This is a genomic window from Micromonospora sp. NPDC051227, assembly GCF_044455385.1.
Taxonomy (GTDB): Bacteria; Actinomycetota; Actinomycetes; order Mycobacteriales; family Micromonosporaceae; genus Micromonospora.
This window is the reverse complement of record NZ_JBITET010000002.1, coordinates 485,295-508,802: the sequence shown is the minus strand read 5'-3', so window position 1 is coordinate 508,802 and position 23,508 is coordinate 485,295. Positions and strand designations below refer to the sequence as shown.

22 protein-coding genes are annotated in these 23,508 nt (G+C 71.7%); 11 read left to right on the top strand and 11 right to left on the bottom strand.

The features are described from left to right. Positions 1-209: 209 nt before the first annotated feature. Complete coding sequence (locus ACIA47_RS06445) at positions 210-1,469, top strand: amidohydrolase (RefSeq protein ID WP_396705983.1); 1,260 nt, start codon at positions 210-212, stop codon at positions 1,467-1,469. Here the strand turns inward: ACIA47_RS06445 and ACIA47_RS06440 are convergent. Continuing rightward, complete coding sequence (locus ACIA47_RS06440) at positions 1,426-2,388, bottom strand: DUF4349 domain-containing protein (protein WP_396705981.1); 963 nt, start codon at positions 2,386-2,388, stop codon at positions 1,426-1,428. The two genes, ACIA47_RS06445 and ACIA47_RS06440, sit on opposite strands and share 44 nt — an antisense overlap. Before the next feature lie 93 nt (positions 2,389-2,481). Here ACIA47_RS06440 and ACIA47_RS06435 point away from each other — a divergent pair, with 93 nt between their 5' ends. The 4 genes from ACIA47_RS06435 to ACIA47_RS06420 all read left to right on the top strand — a co-directional run bounded on the left by ACIA47_RS06435 (position 2,482) and on the right by ACIA47_RS06420 (position 5,953). Continuing rightward, the gene (locus ACIA47_RS06435) at positions 2,482-3,114 is read left to right on the top strand and encodes an MBL fold metallo-hydrolase (protein WP_396705979.1); all 633 of its coding nucleotides are present in this window, start codon (positions 2,482-2,484) and stop codon (positions 3,112-3,114) included. Positions 3,115-3,118: 4 nt separating this feature from the next. Beyond that, entirely contained in the window at positions 3,119-4,102 is a 984-nt protein-coding gene (locus tag ACIA47_RS06430) for a hypothetical protein (protein WP_203122333.1), read from the top strand. A gap of 98 nt (positions 4,103-4,200) precedes the next feature. Next, a complete protein-coding gene (locus ACIA47_RS06425; RefSeq protein WP_396706392.1) occupies positions 4,201-4,935 on the top strand; it encodes a hypothetical protein in 735 nt (244 codons plus the stop codon). 58 nt (positions 4,936-4,993) lie between these two features. After that, a complete protein-coding gene (locus ACIA47_RS06420; protein WP_396705977.1) occupies positions 4,994-5,953 on the top strand; it encodes a GNAT family N-acetyltransferase in 960 nt (319 codons plus the stop codon). Positions 5,954-6,028: 75 nt separating this feature from the next. Here the strand turns inward: ACIA47_RS06420 and ACIA47_RS06415 are convergent, their stop codons facing one another. After that, positions 6,029-6,484: a gamma-glutamylcyclotransferase gene (locus ACIA47_RS06415; RefSeq protein WP_091394460.1), complete on the bottom strand. Its 456-nt coding sequence runs from the start codon at positions 6,482-6,484 to the stop codon at positions 6,029-6,031. A 106-nt stretch (positions 6,485-6,590) separates the two neighbouring features. Here ACIA47_RS06415 and ACIA47_RS06410 point away from each other — a divergent pair, with 106 nt between their 5' ends. Then, on the top strand, positions 6,591-7,994 hold the full coding sequence (locus ACIA47_RS06410; protein WP_396705975.1) for an NAD(P)H-quinone dehydrogenase: 1,404 nt from the start codon (positions 6,591-6,593) through the stop codon (positions 7,992-7,994). 40 nt (positions 7,995-8,034) lie between these two features. Here ACIA47_RS06410 and ACIA47_RS06405 read toward each other — a convergent pair whose 3' ends face one another. Both ACIA47_RS06405 and ACIA47_RS06400 read right to left on the bottom strand, forming a co-directional pair. Then, positions 8,035-8,685: a DUF998 domain-containing protein gene (locus tag ACIA47_RS06405; protein WP_203122336.1), complete on the bottom strand. Its 651-nt coding sequence runs from the start codon at positions 8,683-8,685 to the stop codon at positions 8,035-8,037. Positions 8,686-8,871: 186 nt separating this feature from the next. Next, a complete protein-coding gene (locus ACIA47_RS06400; RefSeq protein ID WP_203122338.1) occupies positions 8,872-9,501 on the bottom strand; it encodes a DedA family protein in 630 nt (209 codons plus the stop codon). 508 nt (positions 9,502-10,009) lie between these two features. On the opposite strand from ACIA47_RS06400, the gene thrS reads away from it, so the two are divergent. Continuing rightward, the gene (gene thrS, locus ACIA47_RS06395; protein WP_396705972.1) at positions 10,010-11,227 is read left to right on the top strand and encodes a threonine--tRNA ligase; all 1,218 of its coding nucleotides are present in this window, start codon (positions 10,010-10,012) and stop codon (positions 11,225-11,227) included. 39 nt (positions 11,228-11,266) lie between these two features. Here the strand turns inward: thrS and ACIA47_RS06390 are convergent, their stop codons facing one another. Genes ACIA47_RS06390 through ACIA47_RS06375 form a run of 4 tightly spaced genes read right to left on the bottom strand, consistent with a single transcriptional unit; the run spans position 11,267 to position 16,050 of the window. Beyond that, complete coding sequence (locus ACIA47_RS06390; RefSeq protein ID WP_396705970.1) at positions 11,267-13,372, bottom strand: ABC transporter ATP-binding protein; 2,106 nt, start codon at positions 13,370-13,372, stop codon at positions 11,267-11,269. Next, positions 13,369-15,102, bottom strand: a complete 1,734-nt coding sequence (locus ACIA47_RS06385; RefSeq protein WP_396705968.1) for an ABC transporter ATP-binding protein — start codon at positions 15,100-15,102, stop codon at positions 13,369-13,371. Before ACIA47_RS06385 ends, ACIA47_RS06390 begins: the two co-directional genes overlap by 4 nt. Then, positions 15,096-15,578, bottom strand: coding sequence for a MarR family winged helix-turn-helix transcriptional regulator (locus tag ACIA47_RS06380; RefSeq protein WP_091394443.1), 483 nt, complete (start codon positions 15,576-15,578; stop codon positions 15,096-15,098). The genes ACIA47_RS06385 and ACIA47_RS06380 overlap by 7 nt, the downstream gene beginning before the upstream one ends. A gap of 25 nt (positions 15,579-15,603) precedes the next feature. Beyond that, positions 15,604-16,050: a DoxX family membrane protein gene (locus ACIA47_RS06375; RefSeq protein WP_396705966.1), complete on the bottom strand. Its 447-nt coding sequence runs from the start codon at positions 16,048-16,050 to the stop codon at positions 15,604-15,606. Between the two features lie 82 nt (positions 16,051-16,132). Between ACIA47_RS06375 and ACIA47_RS06370 the strand changes: the two genes are divergently transcribed. Then, on the top strand, positions 16,133-16,693 hold the full coding sequence (locus ACIA47_RS06370) for a TetR/AcrR family transcriptional regulator (RefSeq protein WP_396705964.1): 561 nt from the start codon (positions 16,133-16,135) through the stop codon (positions 16,691-16,693). Positions 16,694-16,732: 39 nt separating this feature from the next. Here ACIA47_RS06370 and ACIA47_RS06365 read toward each other — a convergent pair whose 3' ends face one another. Further along, positions 16,733-18,172 (bottom strand): GuaB1 family IMP dehydrogenase-related protein, encoded by a 1,440-nt coding sequence (locus ACIA47_RS06365; RefSeq protein WP_203124715.1) that lies wholly within the window; start codon positions 18,170-18,172, stop codon positions 16,733-16,735. 152 nt (positions 18,173-18,324) lie between these two features. Continuing rightward, positions 18,325-18,921 carry a LysE/ArgO family amino acid transporter gene (locus ACIA47_RS06360; RefSeq protein ID WP_396705962.1) on the bottom strand — a complete coding sequence of 199 codons (597 nt, stop codon included), beginning with the start codon at positions 18,919-18,921 and terminating at the stop codon, positions 18,325-18,327. 70 nt (positions 18,922-18,991) lie between these two features. On the opposite strand from ACIA47_RS06360, the gene ACIA47_RS06355 reads away from it, so the two are divergent. Next, positions 18,992-19,885 (top strand): LysR family transcriptional regulator ArgP, encoded by an 894-nt coding sequence (locus tag ACIA47_RS06355; RefSeq protein WP_203124717.1) that lies wholly within the window; start codon positions 18,992-18,994, stop codon positions 19,883-19,885. A gap of 16 nt (positions 19,886-19,901) precedes the next feature. Here the strand turns inward: ACIA47_RS06355 and ACIA47_RS06350 are convergent, their stop codons facing one another. Beyond that, positions 19,902-21,650, bottom strand: coding sequence for an acetyl/propionyl/methylcrotonyl-CoA carboxylase subunit alpha (locus ACIA47_RS06350; protein ID WP_396705958.1), 1,749 nt, complete (start codon positions 21,648-21,650; stop codon positions 19,902-19,904). Between the two features lie 150 nt (positions 21,651-21,800). Here ACIA47_RS06350 and ACIA47_RS06345 point away from each other — a divergent pair, with 150 nt between their 5' ends. Then, positions 21,801-22,412: a PadR family transcriptional regulator gene (locus tag ACIA47_RS06345; RefSeq protein WP_396706390.1), complete on the top strand. Its 612-nt coding sequence runs from the start codon at positions 21,801-21,803 to the stop codon at positions 22,410-22,412. Between the two features lie 121 nt (positions 22,413-22,533). Further along, entirely contained in the window at positions 22,534-23,493 is a 960-nt protein-coding gene (locus ACIA47_RS06340; protein ID WP_396705956.1) for an ATP-binding cassette domain-containing protein, read from the top strand. Positions 23,494-23,508 lie beyond the last annotated feature (15 nt).

Below are 23,508 nucleotides of genomic sequence, written 5' to 3'. Positions count from 1 at the left end.
TACGCGTTGTAGGAGGTGAGGGGCTGATGACGGCGTTTGACCGTGATCTACCTGCTGTCCCCCGCCTTGAGGAGCGCCCCCAGCAGGGCATACGTGACTCTGTGCGGTCCGATCATTACCGTAACGAGGTTGCGCAGCGTCACCGTCGGAGGTCTAGGCTGTCTGCTGTCCCCGATGATCCATCCATTCCTAGTGATCGAGAATTCGACGTGACGAGTGCGTTGACGCTGCCCACAAGTGGCCAGCTGGCGTCGTCCTGGCCGGAGACGCCACCGGGATCCCAGCCCCTGCCCCGCGAGCTGGATCACCTTCTCGCGCTCCGGGTACCGGGGCTGATCGCTACGCGCCGTCACCTCCACTCGCACCCGGAGCTTTCCGGCAACGAGTTCGAGACGGCCGCGCTGATCGCCCGGGAGCTGTCGCTGGCCGGGTTGAACCCGCGCCTGCTGCCCAAGGGCAACGGCGTGATCTGCGACGTCAACGGCAGGCCGGACGGCCCGGTCGTGGCGCTGCGCGCCGACATCGACGCCCTGCCGCTGGACGATCCCAAGGACGTCCCGTACCGGTCGACCGTGGAGGGCGTCTGCCACGCCTGCGGGCACGACGTGCACACCTCGGTCCTGCTCGGCGTCGGCATGCTGCTGGCCCAGCTCGCCGACCTCGGTGAGCTGGACGGTCGGGTCCGGCTCATCTTCCAGCCGGCCGAGGAGATCCTGCCCTGCGGTTCGCTGGAGGTCATCGAGGCCGGCGGCCTGGACGACGTGGTGCAGATCTTCGCGCTGCACTGCGACCCGAACCTGCCGGTGGGTCAGGTCGGCCTGCGGGTCGGCCCGATCACCGCGGCCGCCGACAACGTGACCGTCCGACTCTCCGGCCCGGGCGGGCACACCGCCCGCCCGCACCTGACCGTCGACATGGTCGACGCGCTCGGTCGGCTGATCACCGAGGTGCCGGCCCTGGTCAGTCGCCGGGTGCCGGCCAACAGCGGCCTGCTGCTGGTCTTCGGCCACGCCTCGGCCGGCACCCGTTACAACGTCATCCCGTCCGAGGCGAGCGCCTCCGGCACCCTCCGGGTGATGGACCGCGACACCTGGGAGCAGGCTCCCAAGATCGTCGCTCAGGTGGTGCGGGACGTGATCGCGCCGACCGGCGCCACGGTCGACCTGGAATACCTGCGCGGTCGGCCGCCGGTGTGCAACGACGCCCGCGCCATCCAGGTGCTGACCGCCGCCACCGCCGCCGCCCTCGGCCCGGACGGGATCGCCGAGACACCGCAGAGCATGGGCGGCGAGGACTTCTCCTGGTATCTGGAGTACGTCCCCGGCGCCCTCGCCCGGCTCGGCGTGGGTCGCTCCGGCCCCAACGTCGACCTGCACCGGGCGAGCTTCGACGTGGACGAGCGGTCCATCGCGGTCGGCGTCCGGGTCATGGTGCAGACCGCGTTGCGGGCACTGGCGGCGGCGCGCTGACCGGCGCGACCAGAGCCGGGGACCTACGCCGTCGGCGCAGCACCACCAGCAGCGCCGCCAGCGGTACGCCGAGCGCCACCAGCCAGGGCAGCAACGCGCCCAGCACCGTGAGCAGGACGGTCATCGAGACGACGAACGCCTTCCAGCCGCCCCTGAGCCCGACCAGGAAGCCGGTCTCGGCCTCCTCCTCGGTGTCCTTGGCCGCCGGCCCCGCCAGCGACACGGTGATCGTGGAGAGGGCGGTCAGGTCGGCCAGGCGTCGCTTCTTGGCCTCCAGCGAGGCCAGGTCGGCCTCCCGGCGACCCAACTCGTTCTCCAGCGACACCAGGTCGGTGATCGAGGTGGCCCGGGACAGCAACCGGCGGGCGCTCTCCACCCGGGCCCGCTGACTGGTGATCCGGGCCTCCAGGTCGACGGTCTCCTCGGTGACGTCCTGAGTGTCGATCTGCCGGCTCTGCTGCCGACCGAGCTTCGCGATCTCCTCCACCACGCCGGTGAACTTCGCCGCCGGCACCCGCAACTCCAACTCCGCCACCGCGTCGGCGTCGGCACTGCGCCGCTGGTCGCCGCCGACGAAGCCGCCGGCCTGGGCGGCCACGGCGGTGGCCTCGCGGGCGGCGGAGTCCACATCGTCCACCTGCACCCGCATCCTTCCGGTGTAGATGATGGCCCGCTGGTCGACCCGTAGGTCCGGTACGCCGGCGCCGGCGCCCTCCGGTGCGACTGCGGCGGCGTCCCGGCCCGCCTCGCCGCCGTTGGCCGCTGGCGCCTCGGCCGCCTTGCCCGCGGTGTCCTGCGCCCCGCTGTCGCCGGCACCGCACCCCGTCAGCGCCAGGGCCGCCGCCAGTGTCGTCGCCGTCAGCAGCGCACTGCGGCGTCGTCCCACCTGTCCGTCCATCCCCGCTCCCATCGTCGTCAACCGGTGTGGCGATAGCTCGGACGCGACGCGCACACCCGCTGGTTCCGGCAGACTGCGCTGAGGACGTCACGATTCGATAATCGAGGAGTCACGATGCGGCTCACCAAGTACGCCCACTCCTGCCTTCGGGTGGAACACGACGGGGGAGTGCTCGTCGTCGACCCCGGGGTGTTCAGCGACGCCGCAGCGGCGCTGGACGGTGCGGACGCGGTGCTGATCACCCACCAACACCCCGACCACCTCGATCTGGCAGCGGTGCGCCTCCAACTCGACCGACAGCCGTTCGCTGTCCACGGGCCCGCCTCGCTCGGCCAGGCCCTTGGCGACGCGGCCGACGTGCTGCGCCCGGTCAGCGCCGGTGAGTCGTTCACCGCCGCCGGGGTCGCGGTGCGCGCGTACGGGGGGCGGCACGCCGTGATCCACCCTGACATCCCGGTGATCGACAACCTCGGTTACCTGATCAACGACGTGGTCTACCACCCGGGAGACTCCCTGGTGGTGCCCGACGAGACACCCGTCGACACGCTGTTCGCGCCGATCCACGCGCCCTGGTCGAAGTTCTCCGAGGTGGTCGACTTCATCCGTGCGGTCGCGCCGCGGCGCGCGTACGCCCTGCACGACGCGTTGCTCAACGACAACGGGCTGGGCGTGCTCGACAGGCAGTACACCGCGCTGTCCGGCACCGAATACCAGCGACTGGAGCCCGGTAGCCGGGTGGACGTCTGACCCGATGCCCGGCCTCTCCGCGGAGCTGGTGCAGCAGCTCTACCGCACCCCACCGGACCGGTTCGTGGCCGCCCGGGACGCCGCTGTGGCCGAGGCCCGCCGGGCCGGCGACCCGACCACCGCCCGGCAACTGGCCCGGCTGCGTCGCCCGACGGTGGCCGCCTGGTTGGTGAACCTGCTCGCCATCCGACGCCCGGAACTGGTCGCCGATCTGGTGCAGCTCGCCGACGCCCTGCGAGTCGCCCAACGGGAGTTGCGTGGGCCCCGACTGCGGGAGCTGTCCGCGCAGCGCCGGGCGGTGGTCGGCGCCCTGGTCGCCGAGGTTCGCAAGCTCGCCGCGGCCGAGCCGGACGCGCCACCGGCGAGCCGGCTGCCCCTGGCCGAGGTGGAGGCGACGCTGAACGCGGCGTTCTCCGATGTCGAGGTCGCCGAGCAGGTGCGGGCGGGCCGCCTGCTGCGGGCGGCCAGCTACGCCGGCTTCGGTGAGGTGCCCCGGCCGCAACTGCGGCTGGTCACCGGCGATGACGAGGAGCGTGAGGAGGAGCGCCCGGCCCGCCGACCCGGCCCCCAACGGGGCCGTCCCGAGGCGGCACCCCGTACGGACCGGGCGACCGAGCGTGCCGAGCAGGCCGAACGGGCCGCACAGCGGGCGGCCCGAGCCGAGCGGGCCCGGCAGCGCCGCGCCCTGGACCGGGAGTTGGCGAAGGCCCAGGCCGACCAGGAGCGGGCCGAGACCGAGCTGACCGAGGCGACCGGGCAGGAGCGCGACGGTGTGGCCGTACTCGATCGCCTTGAGGCTGAGCTGGCCGAGCTGGAGCGGCGACGCGCGGTCGCCGAGCAGGACCTCAGCCGGGCCAAGCTCGCCCGGCGTGCCGCCGAGCGGGCGGTCACCGTGGCCCGGCGGCGCGCCGGTGAGGTCGAGGCGGCGGTCGAGGCACTGGCGGCCGAAGAGGGGGATGCGGACGCGGGCGGTGGCGCGGCAGACTGACCATCGATGGACGACGACGAGTGTGCGGGCCGTACACGGCGAGTGGCCCCGAGCCGGGGCGTGGTCGCCGGATCGGGTTGCCCGAGCGGGGCGGCGCGGTGACTCCGGAGCAGGTCGCTGCCGCCAGTAAGCCCGTCGTGCTCGACCTGGGCGACGCCTTCAGCCGGGACCCGACCACGTTGCGCCGGGCCCGACTGCTCGGCATCTCCGGCTGGGCCTTCTACATCAGCGGCCGGGCCGGTGCGCTCGGCGGTGTGCGGGCCGAGACGGCCGCCGCCGCCCTCGGGTTCATCGCCCCGGACGCGGTCGCCGACGGTTGGGACGCCGCCGCCCGGGTCGTTCCGCCGTTCGAGGTGGCCGCCGCGAGCCTCGCCGAATGCTGCCGGTGGGGGGCGCAGCAACTCGGCCCCCTGCCCGGCACCGAACGCCTGTCGGCGCTCGTCGAGCGGGTCGTGGTGGCGGCGGAGGCCAGTGGGATGCCGCTCTTCGCCGCGTGGCGGGCCATGCCGCTTCCGGATCTCTCGCCCGGGGCGCGCAGCGCCGCCGGGCTGCGGCTGCTCCGGGAACACTTCACCGGCGCCTACCTGCTGGCGGTACGCGCCGCCGGGATGACCCCGCTGGAGGCCGTGCTGGCCGGGCCGGAGGGCGAGGCCGGGGCGGTGGCCTGTGGCTGGCCGCCGCCGTACCCGCCGATCGGGCCGCTGGTGCGCCGCCGGCTCTGGGCGGAGGCGGTGACCAACCGGCTGGCCGCGCCCGCGTTCACGGCCCTCGGGCCCGCCGACGGCGCGGAGTTGGTGGAGTTGCTGCACCGCACCCGGGTCGACCTCGGCTGAGCCTTTCGTCGTCAAAATGGGCGGCGCCGCAGCCGAGCGGCTGCCAGGATGTCCTGCCGTGACCCTTCCCGCTGGTTGGACGACGCGCCGACCCACCCTCGACGACGTGCCGGCGATCCTCGCGGTGGTGCACGCCGCCGACACCTTCGCCATCGGCCATCCCGACTTCGACGCCGAGGACGTCGCGGCGTCGCTGACCGCCCCCCACTTCGACCCGACCCGGGACTCCTGGCTGGCCATCGACCCGGACGACACAGTGGTCGGCTGGGCGACGGTGGACAACCCGACCGGAGTGGGCCGGGAGTTCGTGGAGGTCTACGTCGATCCGGTACGGGCCGTCGCCGTCCGCGCGCCGTTGCTGCTCCGTCAACTGGACCGGGTCGCCGAGCGCGCTGCCGAGCGGGGGCTCCCGTCACTCACCGTCCGCTGCGCGGTCTTCGCCCCGGAACGTGACTGGGAACACGCCCTGCGTGGGCTCGGGTTCGCCCTCGTCAAGCGGTACGTCCGGATGAGCCGGCCGTTGGACGACCTGCCCGACGAGCCGGCCGGTCCGTCAGCCGTGACGGTGCGGCCGGTCCGCCCGGACGACGAGCCTGACCTGGTGGAGTTCCACCGGATCTACGAGGCCGCCTTCGGCGACACCCCGGACCATGAGCCGCTGTCGTACGAGCGGTGGCGGGCCCGGATCGGCGACCTGACCGCCTGGGACGAGTGGTTCGTCGCCGAGGTGGACGGGGTGCCGGTCGGCGCGTTGCAGTCCTCGGACCAGGCGCTCGATCAGCAGTCGGCCTGGGTGAAGAGTCTGTCGGTGCTGTCCGCGTACCGGCGCAGGGGGGTGGGTGCGGCGTTGCTGCGCCGCGCCTTCGCCCGCTACGCCGGGAAGGGGCGGCGGGCGGTCGGCCTGGGCGTCGACCTCACCAACCCGACCGCCCCGCTGTCGCTGTACCGGTCGGTGGGCCTGCGGGAGACCCAGTGGACCGACATGTACGAACTTTCCGTCCCGGCGGCCGGTGTGTGATTGACGACCCCGGTCCGGCCCGGCCGGCGCTCCGCTCGACAGCGGTAGCAGACTGGAGACGTGCGATACGCGCTGCTACGGCGAGGCGGTGCCGGTGGGGCGGGCCCGCAGCTCGGTGACGTAGTCGTCAGGGGCGCCCGCCTTCTCGGCGGCGTTCGCGATCTCCGACAGATACCACGAGGTCGGCAGGCCGCCCTCGTACCCGTTGAACACGTAGATCCACGCGGTCACGTCGCCGTCGAGGGTGGAGACCCGCACGTGCAGCTTGCGGTACGTGCCGGCGGTCACTCCCTCGATCTCGTCGAGTTGGCCCGCGTCGTACGGGTGGATGTCGTAGAGCGCCACGAAGACCCGGTCACCGGGAGACTCGACCAGGGTGCTCACCGCACCCTCCCAGCCGATAACGTCCGCACCGGCGAAGGTCAGCCGCCAGCCCTCCAGCCAGCCGGTGCCCACCATCGGCGAATGCGGACAGTAGGCGCGCATCCGGGCGGGATCGAGATTTGAGCCGTAGGCGGCGTGATGACGCACGGCGATGACGATAGCCCGGCCGACGGGTGGGGGAGAATACGACAGTGCGTGTCGAATGCGTTCGGGAGAAGAAAGTCACTGTGAGCATTTACGAAGGGCAAACGCTGTGAGCCGGATCGTGATCATCGGCGGGGGGCCGGCCGGGTACGAGGCGGCACTGGTCGCCGCCCAGCTGGACGCCGATGTCACAGTGGTGGAGGCCGATGGTGCGGGCGGTGCCTGCGTGCTCTCCGACTGCGTACCGTCGAAAACCTTCATCGCCAGCTCGGGGGTGGTCACCGGCTACCGCGACACCGAGGAGTTCGGGGTGCACTCGGACGGCCTGGAGGCGGTCACCGTCGACGCGCGGGCGGTGCACGGGCGGGTCAAGCGGCTGGCCCTGGCGCAGTCCGCGGACATCCACGCCAAGCTGCTGAAGGCGGGGGTCAACTTCGTGGCCGGCACCGCCCGGCTCGGCGAGGACTCCCTCGGGCACACCCACCGGGTCGTCGTCACCCCCGCCGACGGCGGCGAGGAGTACTCGATCGACGCGTCCACCGTGCTGGTGGCCACCGGCTCGACGCCCCGCCAGCTGCCCACCGCCGTACCGGACGGTGAGCGCATCCTGACCTGGCGACAGGTGTACGACCTGCCGGAGCTGCCCGAGCACCTGATCGTGGTCGGGTCCGGTGTGACCGGCGCGGAGTTCGCCAGCGCGTACCTGGCGATGGGGGTCGAGGTGACCCTGGTCTCCAGCCGGGACCGGGTGATGCCGCACGAGGACGCCGACGCCGCCTCCGCCATCGAGCGGGTGTTCCGCAACCGGGGCATGGAGATCCTCAACAACTCCCGGGCCGACGCGGTCCGGCGTACCGACGACGGCGTCGAGGTGGAGCTCTCCGACGGCCGCAAGGTGACCGGCTCACACGCGCTGATCACCGTCGGTTCGATCCCCAACACCGCCAACCTGGGTCTGACGGAGTACGGGGTGGAGCTGGGCCGGGGCGGCTACCTGACGGTCGACCGCGCCTCCCGGACCAACGTGCCCGGCATCTACGCCGCCGGCGACTGCACCGGGGTGCTGCTGCTGGCCAGCGTCGCCGCCATGCAGGGCCGGATCGCCATGTGGCACGCGCTCGGCGAGGCGGTCCGCCCGCTGCGACTGCGTACCGTCGCGGCGAACGTCTTCACCGACCCGGAGCTGGCCACCGTGGGTGTCTCGCAGGACGAGGTGGACGCGGGCAAGGTGCCGGCCCGGCAGGTGATGCTGCCGCTGTCCGGCAACGCCAGGGCCAAGATGGACGACCTCTCCGACGGTTTCGTGAAGCTGTTCTGCCGTCCCGCCAGCGGCCAGGTGATCGGCGGTGTGGTGGTCGCTCCGAAGGCCAGCGAGCTGATCCTGCCCATCACCATGGCGGTGGAGAACAACCTCACCGTCAACGAGCTGGCCCAGACCATCACCATCTACCCGAGCCTCTCCGGCTCCATCACCGAGGCGGCCCGCCAGCTCATGCTGCACGAGCTGGAGTAGACGCGCCTCTCTCGTCGATCATGGACTTGTGGTGGCCGTTCTATGCTGCCACACCCCTTTTGTGAGGCACCACAACTCCATGATCGACGCGTGAGGGCCGGGTGAGGGTCGCCGCTACCGTGGTCAGGACCGCTACCTCGGTGAGGATCAGGAGGCGTTCGGCCAGACCGATGAGCATCCGGTCGCCGGGGTAGGCGGACCAGATCATCGCCACCGCCAGGGCCAGGCTCAGCAGGACCAGGGTGCGTAGCGTCCGGGCGGCTGGCGTCAGGTCAGGTCGGCGGGCGAGCAGCCAACCGGCCGCCGGCAACGCCAGGAAGGCGATCACCGACGCGTACCGGTGCAGGTAGGCGGCGGTGGTCATGGCGGTGCCCGGCTCGTTCGTCGGCACCACGGCGGCCAGCAGCAGCCCACCCACCCATGCGCCGAGCAGCAGCTCGGCCGTTCGACCGGAGCGCGGTCGGGGTGGGCTGGCGCGGCGCAGTCCGTACAGCAACGCCACGGTGGCGAGCGCGAGTACCACCATGGCGATGTCGATGACGCCGCCACGGTCGGAGACCGCGAAGTCGCTGATGGTCAACGCCCACGGGTTGAGGTCGTCGTTGACTTCGAGGTGGCCGATCACGGTGAGCAGCGCCGCCAGGGCGATCCCGCCCAGGGCGAGCAGGCCGGTACTCCGGGTAACAGGCATGCCTCAGCCTGTCGCCACAGACACCCCACCCGAATCCGGGACAGCCACCGAAAAAGTTCCCCGGGACCACCCCTAGAGGCCTGCCGCCAACCCGCCGCGATCTTGCACTTTCGGTCGTGCGTATGTGCGGCATGCCCCAATTGTCGGGACAGTAAGTGCAAGATCGCGGAGGCTTGGGCGCGGCTCTCAGTCGATGGGGACGTCGACCGCGGCGACTGCGGCGGCGGCGCGGGCGTGGCGGGCGCTGACCACTGTCATCGCCCATCCGGCCGCGGCGAAGCCGGCCGCCGCGGCGGTGGCGATGATGGCCAGCCGCCAGGCCGACTCGGTCAGTGCGGTGCCGCCCAGGTGCCCGACCAGCGCGCCGTAGGTGGCCCAGCCCAGCGCGGCGACGGCCTCGTAGAGCACGAACAGGCGGTACGGGTAGCGGCTACGCCCGGCCGAGAAGCAGGCCGCCATCCGACCGCCGGGCACGAACCGGCAGAGCAGGATGACCAGCGGCCCGGGTTGTCGCAGCCCCTGGGTGACCCGGCTGGCCACCCGGCGGGCGCGGCTCAGCTCGGCGTGCCGGGGTGGCCGCCGGTCCGGTGCGCTGCGCCCGAGCAGATAGCAGGCCAGGTCGCCGGCGAATACGCCGAGCGCTCCGACGGCGATGGTGACCGGCAGGCTGAGCCCGCCGTAGACGGTGAGCGCACCACTGGTGATCATGATGATCTGGGTGGGGATCACCGGCACGAAGGCGTCCGCGATCAGCAGCGCGAGCAGCACCAGGTACGCCCACGTCGGCGACGCGACGTCAGTCAGAAGTTCGGGCACGCCTGCCACCTCGCCGGATGCGGCCAATTGGGTGCCTTGAGCCTGACGTCGTGTCCGGCGTCACGGTGGACGGCCCCGGCCCGTCGTGACCGTCGACACGACTGGGCCACCCAGCTACAACGAGGCCGATCGTTGCCAGGTGACGGGTTCGGAGGCTGTTCCACCCGTTCGCGGCGGGCGGCAGAACGCCGTTCGTCGGCGTACCGTTGTCGGCGCGGCCACGCCCGTCGGGTCCCCCGTTCCTGACGATTCGGCCGCCAGGGCCGCCGGCGGGTCCCGCGCCGGCGGCCCACCCCTGCGCCGCAAATCCGGGTGCATCCCCGAACGTCGCGCGGGTACGGTCGCCGTATGCGCAGCGCGGTAGTGATGACCACGACGCCGGGTGTCCCCGGCGCGCCGCTCTGACGTAACCACCGTCGACCAGGCCCCGGGGCGATCCGCCCCCGAGGGCAGCGCGCCGTTCGGAGCTCAGGTCGCCTCCGGGTCGTACCCGATCCAGGAGCCCGACATGATCGACCACCGTAGGCTCGGCCGCGAGCTGGACCTCTTCGTCTCCGACCCGCTGGCCGGTGCCGGCCTGCCGATCTGGCTGCCGGCCGGCGCCGCCGCCCGGCACGCCGTCGAGGAGTACGTCCGGGAGTTGGAGCGCCGCTCCGGCCACCAGCACGTCTACTCGCCGCCGCTGGGCAAGCGGGAACTCTTCGAACTCTCCGGCCATCTCGGCTACTTCGCCGACGACATGTTCCCGCCGATGCGGCTGAGCGCCGACGACGAGTTCGTGCTCCGGCCGGCGCTCTGCCCGCACCACGCGTTGGTCTTCCGGGCGCGGGGTCGTTCCTACCGGGAGTTGCCGTTGCGAATCGCGGAGCTGGGCGGGATGTACCGCTCGGAGCGCTCCGGTGTGCTCGGTGGGCTGTCCCGGGTACGCGCCATCTCGCTCAACGACGCGCACACCTTCTGCGCCCCCGAGCAGGTCGGCGCGGAGGTCGTCGAGATCCTCGGGCTGATCCGTGCCGCGCACGCCGCGCTCGGTGTCCGGCCGGCCGGGTTCCGGCTGTCGCTGCGCGGGCCGGGCGAGAAGTACGTCGGCGACGACGCCCAGTGGGCCCGCGCCGAGGAGTTGCTCCGGGAGGCGCTGGCCGGGGTGGAGTACGTCGAGGCGCCGGGGGAGGCTGCCTTCTACGGTCCGAAGATCGACATTCAGATCGTCGACGCCGCTGGCCGGGAGTCGACCATCTCCACCATCCAACTGGACTTCGACAAGCCGGAACGGTTCGACCTGTCGTACACCGACTCCGACGGCAGTCGGCGTCGGCCGGTCATGGTGCACCGCAGCCTGGTCGGCAGCATGGAGCGGCTGTTCGCGTACCTCATCGAGGTGCACGAGGGGGCGTTCCCGGCCTGGTACGCGCCCGTCCAGTTGGTGCTGCTGCCGGTCGACGACGGTCAGGCCGACGCGGCGGCCGACCTGGCTCGACGGGCGGGCGACGCCGGCCTGCGGGTCGCTGTCGACGCCGCCGGTTCGCTGGCTGCCCGGGTACGGGACGCGGCCCGCCGCCGCGTCCCGTACCTCGGGGTGCTGGGTGCCCGGGAGGTGGCCGACGGGCACCTCGCGCTGCGCCTGCGCGGCGGCCGCGCCCTGGCCCCGATGCCCGCCGACGCGGCTCTCGCCCTGATCGGCGGGCAGGTCGACGCCCGCGCGACCGACCTGCTGCCGTCGGACTGACACGCCCGCCGATCGTCTCGCGCGCACGGCCGCCCGACCTCAGACCGACGCCGGTTGGGCGGCCGGTTCCTCGTCGACCACCGCACCGGTGAACTGTGAGCGGTAGAGCCGGTGGTACGCGCCCTGGACGGCGAGCAACTGCTCGTGGGTGCCCTGCTCGACGATCCGACCGTCCTCCATCATCAGGATCAGGTCGGCGTCGCGGATGGTGGAGAGCCGGTGCGCGATCACGAAGCTGGTCCGGTCCGAGCGCAGTGCGGCCATCGCCCGTTGCAGCAGCACCTCGGTGCGGGTGTCCACCGAGCTGGTGGCCTCGTCGAGGATCAGCAGTGACGGCTCGGCGAGGAACGCCCGCGCGATGGTGATGAGCTGCTTCTCGCCGGCGCTGACGTTGCTGCCCTCCTCGTCGATGACGGTGTCGTAGCCCTCGGGCAGGCTGCGCACGAACCGGTCCACGAAGGTGGCCCGGGCGGCGGCGAGGATCTCCTCCTCGGTCGCGTCCGGCCGCCCGTAGGCGATGTTGTCCCGGATGGTGCCGCCGAACAGCCAGGTGTCCTGGAGCACCATGCCGATCCGACCGCGCAGGTCGTCGCGGCGCATCGTGGTGATGTCCACCCCGTCGAGCGTGATCCGGCCGGCGTCCAGCTCGTAGAACCGCATCACCAGGTTGACCAGGGTGGTCTTGCCGGCGCCGGTCGGGCCGACGATGGCCACGGTGTGCCCGGGCTCGGCGACCAGCGACAGGTCGTCGATCAGCGGCTTGTCCGGCTCGTAGCGGAACGAGATGTGCTCGAACTCGACCCGACCGTGCGGGTCGGTGACCCGGGCCGGCGCGACCGGGTCGGGGGTCTGCTCGTCCGCGTCGAGCACCGCGAAGACCCGCTCGGCCGAGGCCACCCCGGACTGGAGCAGGTTGGCCATCGAGGCGAGTTGGGTGAGCGGCTGGGTGAACTGGCGGGAGTACTGGATGAACGCCTGCACGTCACCGAGGCTCATCGTGCCGGAGGCGACCCGCAACCCGCCGACCACGGCGATCGCGACGTAGCTCAGGTTTCCGATGAACATCATCGACGGCATGATGATCCCGGAGATGAACTGCGCCCCGAAGCTGGCCCGGAACAGCTCCTCGTTCTTCGCGTGGAACGCGGCCTCGACCTCACGCTGCCGGCCGAAGACCTTCACCAGCTCGTGACCGGTGTACGCCTCCTCGATCTGGCCGTTCAGCTCGCCGGTGTGCGTCCACTGGGCGATGAACTGCTTCTGCGAGCGCTTGGCGATGCGCTGGGTGACCAGCACCGACAACGGCACCGCGACCAGGGCCACCAGGGCCAGCACCGGCGAGATCCAGAACATCACGGCCAGCACGCCGACGACGGTCAGCAGCGAGGTGAGCAGCTGGCTGAGGGTTTGCTGGAGGCTGGTGGAGATGTTGTCGATGTCGTTGGTGACCCGGCTGAGCAACTCACCGCGCGGCTGCCGGTCGAAGTAGGGCAGCGGCAGACGGTTGAGCTTCTCCTCCACCTCGGCGCGCAGCCGCAGCACGGTGCGCTGGACCACCCCGTTGAGCAGCCAACCCTGCCACCAGGACAGCAGGCTCGCCGCGAGGTAGAGCCCGAGCGCCAGCAGCAGCACCCGACTCAGGGCGCTGAAGTCGATGCCCACCCCGGGCACCACGTCCATCCGGGCCAGCATGTCGGCGAAGCTGTCGTTGCCGCTGGCCCGGGCCGCCGCGACGGCCTGCTCGGCGGTGGTGCCGGCGGGTAGTTGCCGACCGATCACCCCAGTGAAGATCAGGTCGGTGGCGTGGCCGAGGATCTTCGGCCCGGCCACGCTGAATCCGACACTCACCACGGCCAGCGTGATGATCGCGGCCAGGTGCAGTCGGTGCGAGCGCAGCCGGCCGAGCAACCGTCGGGCCGACGGCCCGAAGTTCATCGACTTCTCGGCGGGCATTCCGGCGCTCATCCATCCCGGACCACCCCGCTGACCGCCGGGCGGCAGCCGCTTCGGGGTCGGCGCGCCACTGCCGGTCTCCGGCGCGGTTCCACCGCCGGGTTGCTGCGTGGTCTCATCCGGCGTCCGTCCGTCGCCGGCCGGCTTCTGACTGGGTACGGCCGCGGTGCGCGGCTCGTCACGCTCGCTCATGCCGCCACCTCCGTGGTCTGCTGCGAGGCCACGATCTCGGCGTACGTCGGGCAGGTTTCCAACAACTCGGCATGTCGTCCCACTCCGACGACCCCTCCGTTTTCCAGGACGATGATCTGATCGGCGTCGATGATCGTGGAGACCCGCTGGGCCACGATCACCACCGCCGCCTGCGCGGTGACCGGCCGCAGGGCCGCTCGCAGCCGCGCGTCGGTGCCCAGGTCGAGCGCGGAGAACGAGTCGTCGAAGAGGTAGATCTCCGGTTGCCGGACCAGGGCCCGGGCGATGGCCAGGCGCTGCCGCTGACCACCGGAGACGGTGGTGCCGCCCTGCGCGATCGGGGCGTCCAGCCCGCCGGGCATCTGGGCCACGAAGTCCCGGGCCTGGGCGATCTCCAGCGCCGTCCACAGCTCCTCGTCGGTGGCGTCCGGGTTGCCGTAGCGCAGGTTGCTGGCGACCGTCCCGGTGAACAGGTACGGCCGCTGCGGCACCAGGCCGATGCGTCGCCACAGCTCCTCCGGCGCCAACTCCCGCACGTCCACCCCGTCGACCAGCACCGCGCCGTCGGTGACGTCGACCAGGCGGGGGATCAGCGACAGCAGCGTCGTCTTGCCCGCGCCGGTGCTGCCGATGATCGCCGTGGTGGTGCCCGGGGTCGCCCGGAAGGAGATGTCGCGCAGCACCGGCTCCACCGCGCCCGGGTACTGGAAGCGCACCCCGCGCAGCTCCAACTCTGCTCGGGTGGGCAGTTCGGTGACCGGCGCGGCGGCCGGGACCACCGAGGAGTCGGTGTCCAGCACCTCGACGATCCGCTCGGCGCAGACCGCTGCCCTCGGCACCATCATCAGCATGAAGGTGGCCATCATGACCGCCATCAGGATCTGCATCAGGTACTGCAGGAACGCGGTGAGCGCGCCGACCTGGATCGCACCGGCGTCCACCCGCTGCGCGCCGAACCAGAGCACCGCCACGCTGGAGACGTTCAGCACGAGCATGACCACCGGGAAGATCAACGCCAGCAACCGCCCGGTACGCAGCGCGGTGGCGGTCAGGTCGGCGTTGGCGACGGCGAAGCGGTCCGTCTCGTACGGCTCTCGGACGAACGCACGGACCACCCGGATGCCGGTGATCTGCTCCCGCAGCACCCGGTTGACAGTGTCGATGCGGGTCTGCATCAGCCGGAAGCCCGGCACCATCCGACGGATGATCGCGCCGAGGGCGATGGCCAGCACCGGCACGCTGACCAGCATCAGCCAGGAGAGCCCGACGTCCTCACGCAACGCCATGAACACGCCGCCGACGCTCATGATCGGTGCGGCGACGAGCATCGTGCAGCTCATCAGCACGAGCATCTGCACCTGCTGCACGTCGTTGGTGTTGCGGGTGATCAGCGACGGTGCCCCGAACCGGGCCACCTCGCGGGCGGAGAAGCGGTTGACGTGCCCGAACAGTTCGGCGCGTACGTCGCGGCCGAAGCCCATCGCCACCCGGGCGCCCAGGTAGACCGCAGCGATCGAGCAGACGATCTGGATCAGGCTGACCAGCAGCATCCAGCCGCCGGTGCGCACGATGTAGTCGGTGTCGCCCCGGGCCACGCCCTGGTCGATGATGTCCGCGTTGAGGCTGGGCAGGTAGAGCGAGGCCATGGTGCCCACGAACTGGAGCAGCACGACCGCCAGCAACGGTCTCTGATAGGTGCGCAGTTGGCCGCGCAGGAGTCGGATCAGCACGCCGGGTCCTTCGTTTCGGTAGGGCGTCCGGTCATCCGCGGGTCGTCTCCGCTGCCGATGACCTCAAGCAGGAACTCCCGGATCACCTGGGCCTTCGCCGGGTCGGCGTCGACCGAGGTGAGGGGCCGTCCGGAGTGCATGAGCGCGCCGAGCGCGGCCACCCGTTCCCGCCCGGCGGGGGTGATGGCGAGTCGGATGCTGCGTCGGTCGTTGTCGTCGCGCTGGCGCTCGACCAGACCGTCGCGCTCGAGCGTGTCGACGATGCCGGTCAGGGTCGCCGGGCGGACGAACCCCTTCTCGGCGACCGCCCGGTGCGGCAACTCGCCGTGTCGGGCGAGCGTCATCAGGGTGATCATGCCGGCCTGGGTGAGGCCGTGCTCCTCGGCGAGGTAGCGGTTCCACCGCTGCCCGACCAGGTGCCCGGCCACCACCAGCAGCCGGCCGAGCGGCACGTCCTGGAGGGTCACGAGTTCCACGACAGGTAGGTTAGCCCCCTGATAGTCAGGGGCCAAACGAAATTGCCGCGGCGGTGGCCACGAACATGATCTGTAGGGCGGTTCGCTGTGCGAGCGGGGTGACCGGGCGGCCGGCGAGAGTCAGGTCGCGGCGGGCGGCCGAGACGTTGGCCGGGAACATGGCGAGCATGAGCAGGCCGAGCCCGGCCGCCGCGACCCGGGCTGTCGCCGGCACCAGGAGGCCGACCGCGCCGACCAGCTCCAGTATGCCGGTCACGGTGACCAGCAGGTCCGGACGGGGCAGTCGGGGCGGGACCATCGCGATCAGGTCGGCGCGGCGCTGGCCGACGAAGTGCGCGACGGCGGTGAGCGTGAACATGACGGCCAGCCCGACGCGCAGCGCGGGATGCCAGCCGTCCAGTGCGGAGATGCCCGCCAGGCCGGCGATTCGTGCCAGCGCGGTGCCGACGATAAGGGCGATCAGGGGTGCCATCCGAATCCTCCTCCGTGAAACTTGTCAGTGACAAGATTGTGCGCCGAGGTTCATCTTGTCAATGGCAAGATAGGATTCGCGCATGACCGACACCCGCGCCTACCACCACGGCGACCTGCGCCGCGCCCTGCTCGCCGCGGCGCTGGAGGCCGTCGGCGAGGTCGGACCCGCCGCACTGAGCCTGCGCGACCTGGCCCGCCGGGCCGGTGTCTCGCACGCCGCGCCCGCACACCACTTCGGCGACAAGGCGGGCCTGCTCACCGCGCTCGCCGCGCAGGGCTTCGACCTGCTGGCCCAGACGTTGACCGAGGCGGATGACGACCTGTTGGAGGCCGGCGTCGCGTACGTCGACTTCGCCGTCACACACCGGGCGTACTTCGAGGTGATGTTCCGGCCGGAGCTCTACCGGGCCGACGAGGCCGAGCTGATCGCGGCGCGGGGTCGGGCCGGCGCCGCGCTCCGCTCCGGGGTGGCGGCGCTGTCCAGCGGCGGCGCGCCCGCCGACACCGACCGGGACGCGCTCGCCGCCTGGTCGATCGCGCACGGCTTCGCCACCCTCTGGCTGGCCGGCGCACTACCCGACCGGGTGGGCGACAACCCCCGAGAGGCAGCCCGCGTCGTCCTACGTCGGCTGGCGACCTAACCCCGAGGCCCTAACGCCGACGCGGACGCGGTCAGGGCTTTACCAGCTGGTCGGGAGGGGCATTCCTTCGGTGAAGCCGGCGGCGCTCTGCACGCCGACGATGGCCCGCTCGTGGAACTGGGTCAGGTCCCGTGCGCCGGCGTAGGTGAAGGCGCTGCGTACCCCCGCGATGATCTCGTCGATCAGGTCCTCGACACCGGGGCGGGCCGGGTCCAGGTGCATCCGGGCCGAGGAGATGCCCTCTTCGAACACCGCCTTGCGGGCCCGGTCGTACGGGCTGTCGTCGGCGGTTCGGGCGCTGACCGCCCGAGCAGAGGCCATCCCGAAGCTCTCCTTGTACCGCCGGCCGTCCGCGTCGGTGTAGAGGTCACCGGGGGATTCGTAGGTGCCGGCGAACCAGGAGCCGATCATCACGTTCGACGCGCCGGCGGCGAGCGCCAGCGCCACGTCCCGGGGGTGCCGCACCCCGCCGTCGGCCCACACGTGCCGGCCCAGTTGGCGGGCGGCGGCCGCGCAGTCGAGCACGGCGGAGAACTGCGGTCGACCCACGCCGGTCATCATCCGGGTGGTGCACATCGCCCCCGGGCCGACGCCGACCTTGATGATGTCCGCTCCCGCCTCCACCAGGTCGCGTACGCCCTCGGCGGTGACCACGTTGCCGGCCGCCACCGGCACCCCCGGGTCCAGTTTCCGGACCGCCTGAAGTGCGGACATCATCCGTGCCTGGTGGCCGTGCGCGGTGTCCACGACCAACGTGTCCACCCCCGCCTCCAGCAGCGCTGCGGCCTTGCCGGTCACGTCCCCGTTGATCCCGACGGCCGCCGCGATCCGAAGCCGACCCCGGTCGTCCACGGCCGGCGTGTAGAGGGTGGCTCGCAACGCGCCCTGTCGGGTCAGCACCCCGACGAGCCGACCCTCGGCGTCCACCACCGGGGCGAGTCGGCGACGGCCCGCCGAGAGCAGATCGAAGCCGGTACGAGGATCCGCGTCCGCCGGGACGGTGTGCAGCTCGGTGGACATCACGTGGCGCAGCTGGGCGAAGCGGTCCACGCCCGTGGTGTCCGCCTCGGTGACCACACCCATCGGCCGGCCGGCGTCGTCGACCACGATCACCGCACCGTGCGAGCGCTTGGGCAGCAGGTGGATGGCATCGCCCACGGTTTCGGTCGGGCCCAGTGTGATGGGGGTGTCGTAGACCAGGTGGCGCTGCTTGACCCAGGCGACGACATTCGCCACCACCTCGATCGGAATGTCCTGCGGGATCACCGCGATGGCACCCCGGCGGGCGACCGTCTCCGCCATCCGCCGTCCGGCGACCGCTGTCATGTTCGACACCACCAACGGAATGGTGGTGCCGGTGCCGTCGCCGGTGGAGAGGTCGACGTCGAGCCGGGAGCCCAGGTCGGAGCGGGCCGGCGCCATGAAGACGTCGGTATAGGTCAGGTCGTGCGCGGGAGCCGCGCCGTGAAGGAACCGCACCCGGCAATCATTCCCGCTCGCGGCGGGTTCCACCGCCGGTGGTAGCGGAAAACACTCGCATCGTCCTGGTCCTGGTGGCGTCGTCCGTGCTCGCCGGAGGAGCCGACAGCCCTGCGGAAGTCCCACCGCGAGCCCGGCCGGGTACGAACCGGTCAGCCCACCAGGAGCGCCACGGCGAGCCCGGCCATCACGACGGCGATGACCGCGTCCAGCACCCGCCAGGCGACGGCGCGGGCGAGCAGCGGTGCGAGGCGCTGCGCGCCGACGCCGAGCGCTGTGAACCAGACCACACTGGCCAGGGTGGCGCCGGCGCCGAAGACCCACCGGTGCGGGTGTTGCTGGGCCACGCTGCCCAGGAGCAGCACGGTGTCCAGGTAGACGTGCGGGTTCAGGTAGGTGAAGGCGGCGCAGGCGAGCAGTGTCGCCCCCAACGTGGCCGGCGGCCGCTCGGTGGGCAGCAGGGCGCCGGGGCGCAGGGCGCGGCGGGCGGCGAGCCCCGCGTAGCAGAGCAGGAAGGCCGCACCGCCCCAGCGGATCGCCATCAGCAGGCCCGGTCGGCCGGTGACCAGTGAACCGACCCCGGCCACTCCCGCCATGATCAGCAGCGCGTCCGAAGCGGCGCAGGTCAGCACCACGGGTACGACGTGCTCGCGTCGCAGGCCCTGGCGCAGGACGAAGGCGTTCTGGGCGCCGATGGCGACGATGAGCGCGATGGAGATCGAGAAGCCTGCGACGGCGGAGGTGAGCACGGAGTCGACGCTAGGACCGTTGACAGCCACCAGTCCAACTAAAGATTCTGACGCAACTTAAGCTCAGCTAATGGACGGTCTCGACTCGGCGCAGCTGCGGACACTCGCGGCCGTGGTGGCCGAGGGCAGCTTCGACGCGGCGGCCCGGCTGCTGCACGTCACGCCGTCGGCGGTGAGTCAACGGATCAAGGCGTTGGAGGAGACAGTCGGCCAGGTGCTGGTCCGCCGTGCCCGTCCGTGCGTGGCAACCGACGCCGGCCGCCCGCTGCTGCGCCTGGCCGGCCAGCTCGCACTGCTCGAACGGGAGGCGCTGGCCGATGCCCGCGGCCCGCTGGCCGGCGGTGGCCGGATCCGGGTCGCCGTAGTGGTCAACGCGGACTCGCTGGCCACCTGGTTCCCCGCCGCGCTGGCCCGGTTGCCGCAGCGGGCTGGGCTCTCGTTCGACCTGCGGCAGGACGATCAGGACCACACCGCCGAGCTGCTCCGCGACGGTTCGGTGACGGCGGCGGTCACCGCCCAGCGGGAGGCCGTGCAGGGCTGCCGGGTGCTGCGACTTGGGGCCATGCGCTACCGCGCGTTGGCCGCAGCGGAATTCGCGGCGTCCCACTTCGCCGGAGGATTCGCCGCAGCCGCGCTGGCGAGCACCCCGCTGGTGGTCTTCGACCGGAAGGACCGGGTGCAACACCGGTTCATCCGGGCGGTGCTCGGTCGACCGCTCGACCCGCCGGTGCACTACGTACCGTCGGTGCCGGCGTTCAGCGAGGCGATCCGGCTCGGGTTGGGTTGGGGTCTGGTGCCGGAACAGATCGCCCAGGCCGACCTGACCGCCGGTCGCTGTGTCGACCTCGCGCCGGGCCGACACCTCGACGTCCCGCTGTACTGGCAGCACTGGCGGCTGGGGTCGGACGTGCTGAACGCCCTGACCGTCGCCGTCGGCGCGGTCGCCGCCGAAACCCTGCGCTGAGCGCCCGCCGGACGGCTCAGGCGATGGTGCAGATGGGGGCACCGGCGGTGATCACGGCGCCGACCTCGGCGCTGAGACCGCTGACCGTACCCGCCTTGTGCGCGTGCAGCGGCTGCTCCATCTTCATCGCCTCCAGCACCACGACCAGGTCGCCCTCGGCCACTGTGTCGCCGTCCGCCACCGCGATCTTGACGATGGTGCCCTGCATAGGCGAGGTGAGCGCGTCGCCGCCGACCTGGGCACCGGCCTTGGCACCGCCGCGCCGGGTCGGCTTGCGGGCGGCGGGTGCCGCGGTGGTCGTACTCCCGCCGAAGCCGGCGGGGAGGCTGACCTCGAGGCGCTTGCCGCCCACCTCGACCACGACGGTGTCGCGCTCGGCCGGCGCCTCGGCGGCGCCGGCGGCGGCGGTGAACGGGGGCACCGTGTTGTGGAACTCGGTCTCGATCCACCGGGTGTGCACTGTGAACGGCTCGGCGGTGAACGCCTCGTCCCGCACGACGAGCCGGTGGAACGGCAGCGCGGTGGCCATCCCGTCGAGGACCATCTCGTCCAGTGCGCGGCGGGCGCGCTCCAGCGCTTCGGTCCGCGTCTCACCCGTGATGATCACCTTGGCGAGCAGTGAGTCGAAGTTGCCGCCGATCACGTCGCCGGCCGAGATGCCGGTGTCGACGCGCACACCCGGCCCGCTGGGCAGGCGCAGTGCGGTGACAGTGCCCGGGGCGGGCAGGAAGCTGCGGCCCGGGTCCTCGCCGTTGATCCGGAACTCGATCGCGTGCCCGCGCGGCGTCGGGTCCTCGGTGATCCGCAGCTTCTCGCCGTCGGCGATCCGGAACTGCTCGCGGACCAGGTCGATGCCGGCGGTCTCCTCGGTGACCGGGTGCTCGACCTGGAGTCGGGTGTTGACCTCCAGGAAGGAGATGGTGCCGTCGACGCCGACCAGGTATTCGACGGTGCCGGCGCCGTGGTAGCCGGCTTCGCGGCAGATCGCCTTGGCGCTCCCGTGGATCTGCGCGCGCTGGGCGTCGGTGAGGAACGGCGCGGGCGCCTCCTCGACGAGCTTCTGGTGACGTCGCTGCAACGAACAGTCCCGGGTGCCCACCACGATCACGTTGCCGTGCTGGTCGGCGAGGACCTGCGCCTCGACGTGCCGGGGCTGGTCGAGGTACCGCTCGACGAAGCATTCGCCCCGACCGAACGCCGCCACCGCCTCCCGGGTGGCCGACTCGAAAAGCTGGGGGATCTCCTCCATCGTGCGGGCGACCTTGAGGCCGCGCCCGCCGCCACCGAAGGCGGCCTTGATGGCGACCGGTAGGCCATGGTCGACGGCGAACGCCATCACCTCGTCCGGGCTGGCCACCGGGTCAGGGGTGCCGGGGACCAGCGGTGCGCCGGCCCGCTGGGCGATGTGCCGGGCGGTGACCTTGTCGCCCAGGTCGCGGATCGCCTGCGGGGTGGGGCCGATCCAGGTCAGCCCGGCGCCGATGACGGCCTGGGCGAAGTCGGCGTTCTCACTGAGGAAGCCATAACCCGGGTGTACGGCGTCGGCGCCGGCCCGAGCGGCGACATCGAGAAGCTTGTCGATGCGCAGGTAGGTCTCGGTCGCGCTGTCCCCGCCGAGCGCGTACGCCTCGTCCGCGAGGGTGGCGTGCAGGGCGTCGCGGTCGGAGTCCGCGTACACGGCGACGCTGCCCAGGCCGGCGTCGCGGCACGCGCGGATCACCCGGACGGCGATCTCGCCGCGGTTGGCGATGAGTACCTTGCGCACCTTCGTGGCTCCTCCCGGGCAGGTTACTGACGGGGAGTGTATCGGCCGCCCTCGGCGGCCCTAACGATCGCTCAGTGTGGGATGCCGCACTGCACCCGCCACGGTTTAGTCAAACTTGGCTATTACGCTTATCGGGTGTCTTCGACTCGGATGATGATTCTCGGTCTGGTGCGGTGGATGCAGCCCGTGCACGGGTACGACGTGCGCCGTGAGCTGCTGAGCTGGAGCGCCGACAAGTGGGCGAACATACAGCCCGGATCGATCTATCACGCCCTGCGCAAACTCACCGAGGAAGGGCTGCTCCGCGCCGTCGCGACCGAGCAGGTGGGCGCCCGTCCGGCGCGGACCACGTACGAGGTGACGGTCAAGGGGGAGGACGAGTTCGAGACGCTGCTGCGCAACTCCTGGTGGACCATCAGCGAGCCCGCCGACCCGTTCGTGGCGGCCTTCTCCTTCCTGCCGGCCATGCCGCGCGCCGAGGCGGCCGCCGCCCTGCGTAACCGGGCCAACCTGCTGCGCGCCGGCGTCGAGTCCATGCGCGCCTCGCTGGAGTCGGACTGGGTGCGCAACCGCAAGCCGGCGCACGTGGGCTGGATGTTCGAGTTGTGGTCGGCGCGAGCGGAAGCGGAGATGAGCTGGTGCGAGCGGATCGCGGAGCGGATCGATTCCGGAGTGTCGTACCTGCCTGCTGAGCTGGATGAAGCGCAGGGTTGGTCGGGGTGGCGGGACGGCGTGGAGCCGCTCGACACCGACGCGGAATAATCAACGTTGACTAAAAAAGCTATATCGCGTTAGCCTGCTGGCGGCACAGCGGGGGAGTGCGCCGTCCGGCGCCGTCCCACCCGACGGCCGGCCCGACCGGCCCGAACGACCAGGAGCAGAAATGATCGAGACCAGGGGGCTGCGGAAGTCGTTCCGCTCCCGCGCGGGTCGAGAGACGAAGACGGTGGACGCCGTGCGGGGCGTCGACCTTGACGTTGCCAAGGGCGAGATCTTCGGCTTCCTCGGCCCGAACGGCGCCGGCAAGACCACCACGCTGCGGATGCTCGCCACGCTGATCGAGCCGGACGGCGGCGAGGCCACCATCGCGGGCGCCGACCTGCGCAAGGATCCGGCCGAGGTGCGCCGCCGCATCGGGTACGTCCCGCAGGGCGGCAGCACCTGGGACGAGTCCACCGCCCGCGAAGAGCTGGTGCTGCACGCCCGGATGTACGGCATCAGCAAGGCCGACGCGCAGCGGCGCGCCGCCCGCGCCCTGGACGCCTTCCAGCTCACCGAGTACGCCGACCGCAAGTGCAAGACCTACTCCGGCGGCCAACGTCGCCGGGTGGAGATCGCCCTCGGCATCATCCACGAGCCGAAGATCGTCTTCCTGGACGAGCCGACCACCGGCCTCGACCCGCAGAGCCGCGCCCACATGTGGGACGAGATTCGCCGGCTCCGCGCCGACGGGATGACCATCTTCATCACCACGCACTACCTGGACGAGGCCGACGCGCTCTGCGACCGGATCGCGATCATGGACAACGGCGAGGTGGTGGCCGAGGGCACGCCAACCGAGCTCAAGCGGGAGATCTCCGGCGACGTGGTGTTGGTCGGTCTCGACCTGGCCGCCACCCCGCAGGCCGCCCAGACGCTCGACGGCGAGCCGTACGTCAACAAGCTGGAGACGGTCGACGAGGGCGGCCTGCGCCTCTACGTCGACGAGGGCGCCACAGCCATTCCGCAGGTGCTGCGCCGACTCGACCACGCCGGGCTGGAGCTGCGCTCGATCGAGCTGCACCGACCCAGCCTGGACGACGTCTTCCTCACCAAGACCGGCCGCTCGCTGCGCGAGTCCTGACCACCGGAGACGACT

Excerpts from the sequence above, each read along its gene's own strand:
- ACIA47_RS06435 (WP_396705979.1), top strand. The coding sequence starts at position 2,482 with ATGCGGCTCACCAAGTACGCCCACTCCTGCCTTCGGGTGGAACACGAC.
- ACIA47_RS06430 (WP_203122333.1), top strand. The coding sequence starts at position 3,119 with ATGCCCGGCCTCTCCGCGGAGCTGGTGCAGCAGCTCTACCGCACCCCA.
- ACIA47_RS06405 (WP_203122336.1), bottom strand. The coding sequence starts at position 8,685 with ATGCCTGTTACCCGGAGTACCGGCCTGCTCGCCCTGGGCGGGATCGCC.
- thrS (WP_396705972.1), top strand. The coding sequence starts at position 10,010 with ATGATCGACCACCGTAGGCTCGGCCGCGAGCTGGACCTCTTCGTCTCC.
- ACIA47_RS06390 (WP_396705970.1), bottom strand. The coding sequence starts at position 13,372 with ATGAGCGAGCGTGACGAGCCGCGCACCGCGGCCGTACCCAGTCAGAAG.
- ACIA47_RS06375 (WP_396705966.1), bottom strand. The coding sequence starts at position 16,050 with ATGGCACCCCTGATCGCCCTTATCGTCGGCACCGCGCTGGCACGAATC.
- ACIA47_RS06370 (WP_396705964.1), top strand. The coding sequence starts at position 16,133 with ATGACCGACACCCGCGCCTACCACCACGGCGACCTGCGCCGCGCCCTG.
- ACIA47_RS06355 (WP_203124717.1), top strand. The coding sequence starts at position 18,992 with ATGGACGGTCTCGACTCGGCGCAGCTGCGGACACTCGCGGCCGTGGTG.
- ACIA47_RS06345 (WP_396706390.1), top strand. The coding sequence starts at position 21,801 with ATGATGATTCTCGGTCTGGTGCGGTGGATGCAGCCCGTGCACGGGTAC.
- ACIA47_RS06340 (WP_396705956.1), top strand. The coding sequence starts at position 22,534 with ATGATCGAGACCAGGGGGCTGCGGAAGTCGTTCCGCTCCCGCGCGGGT.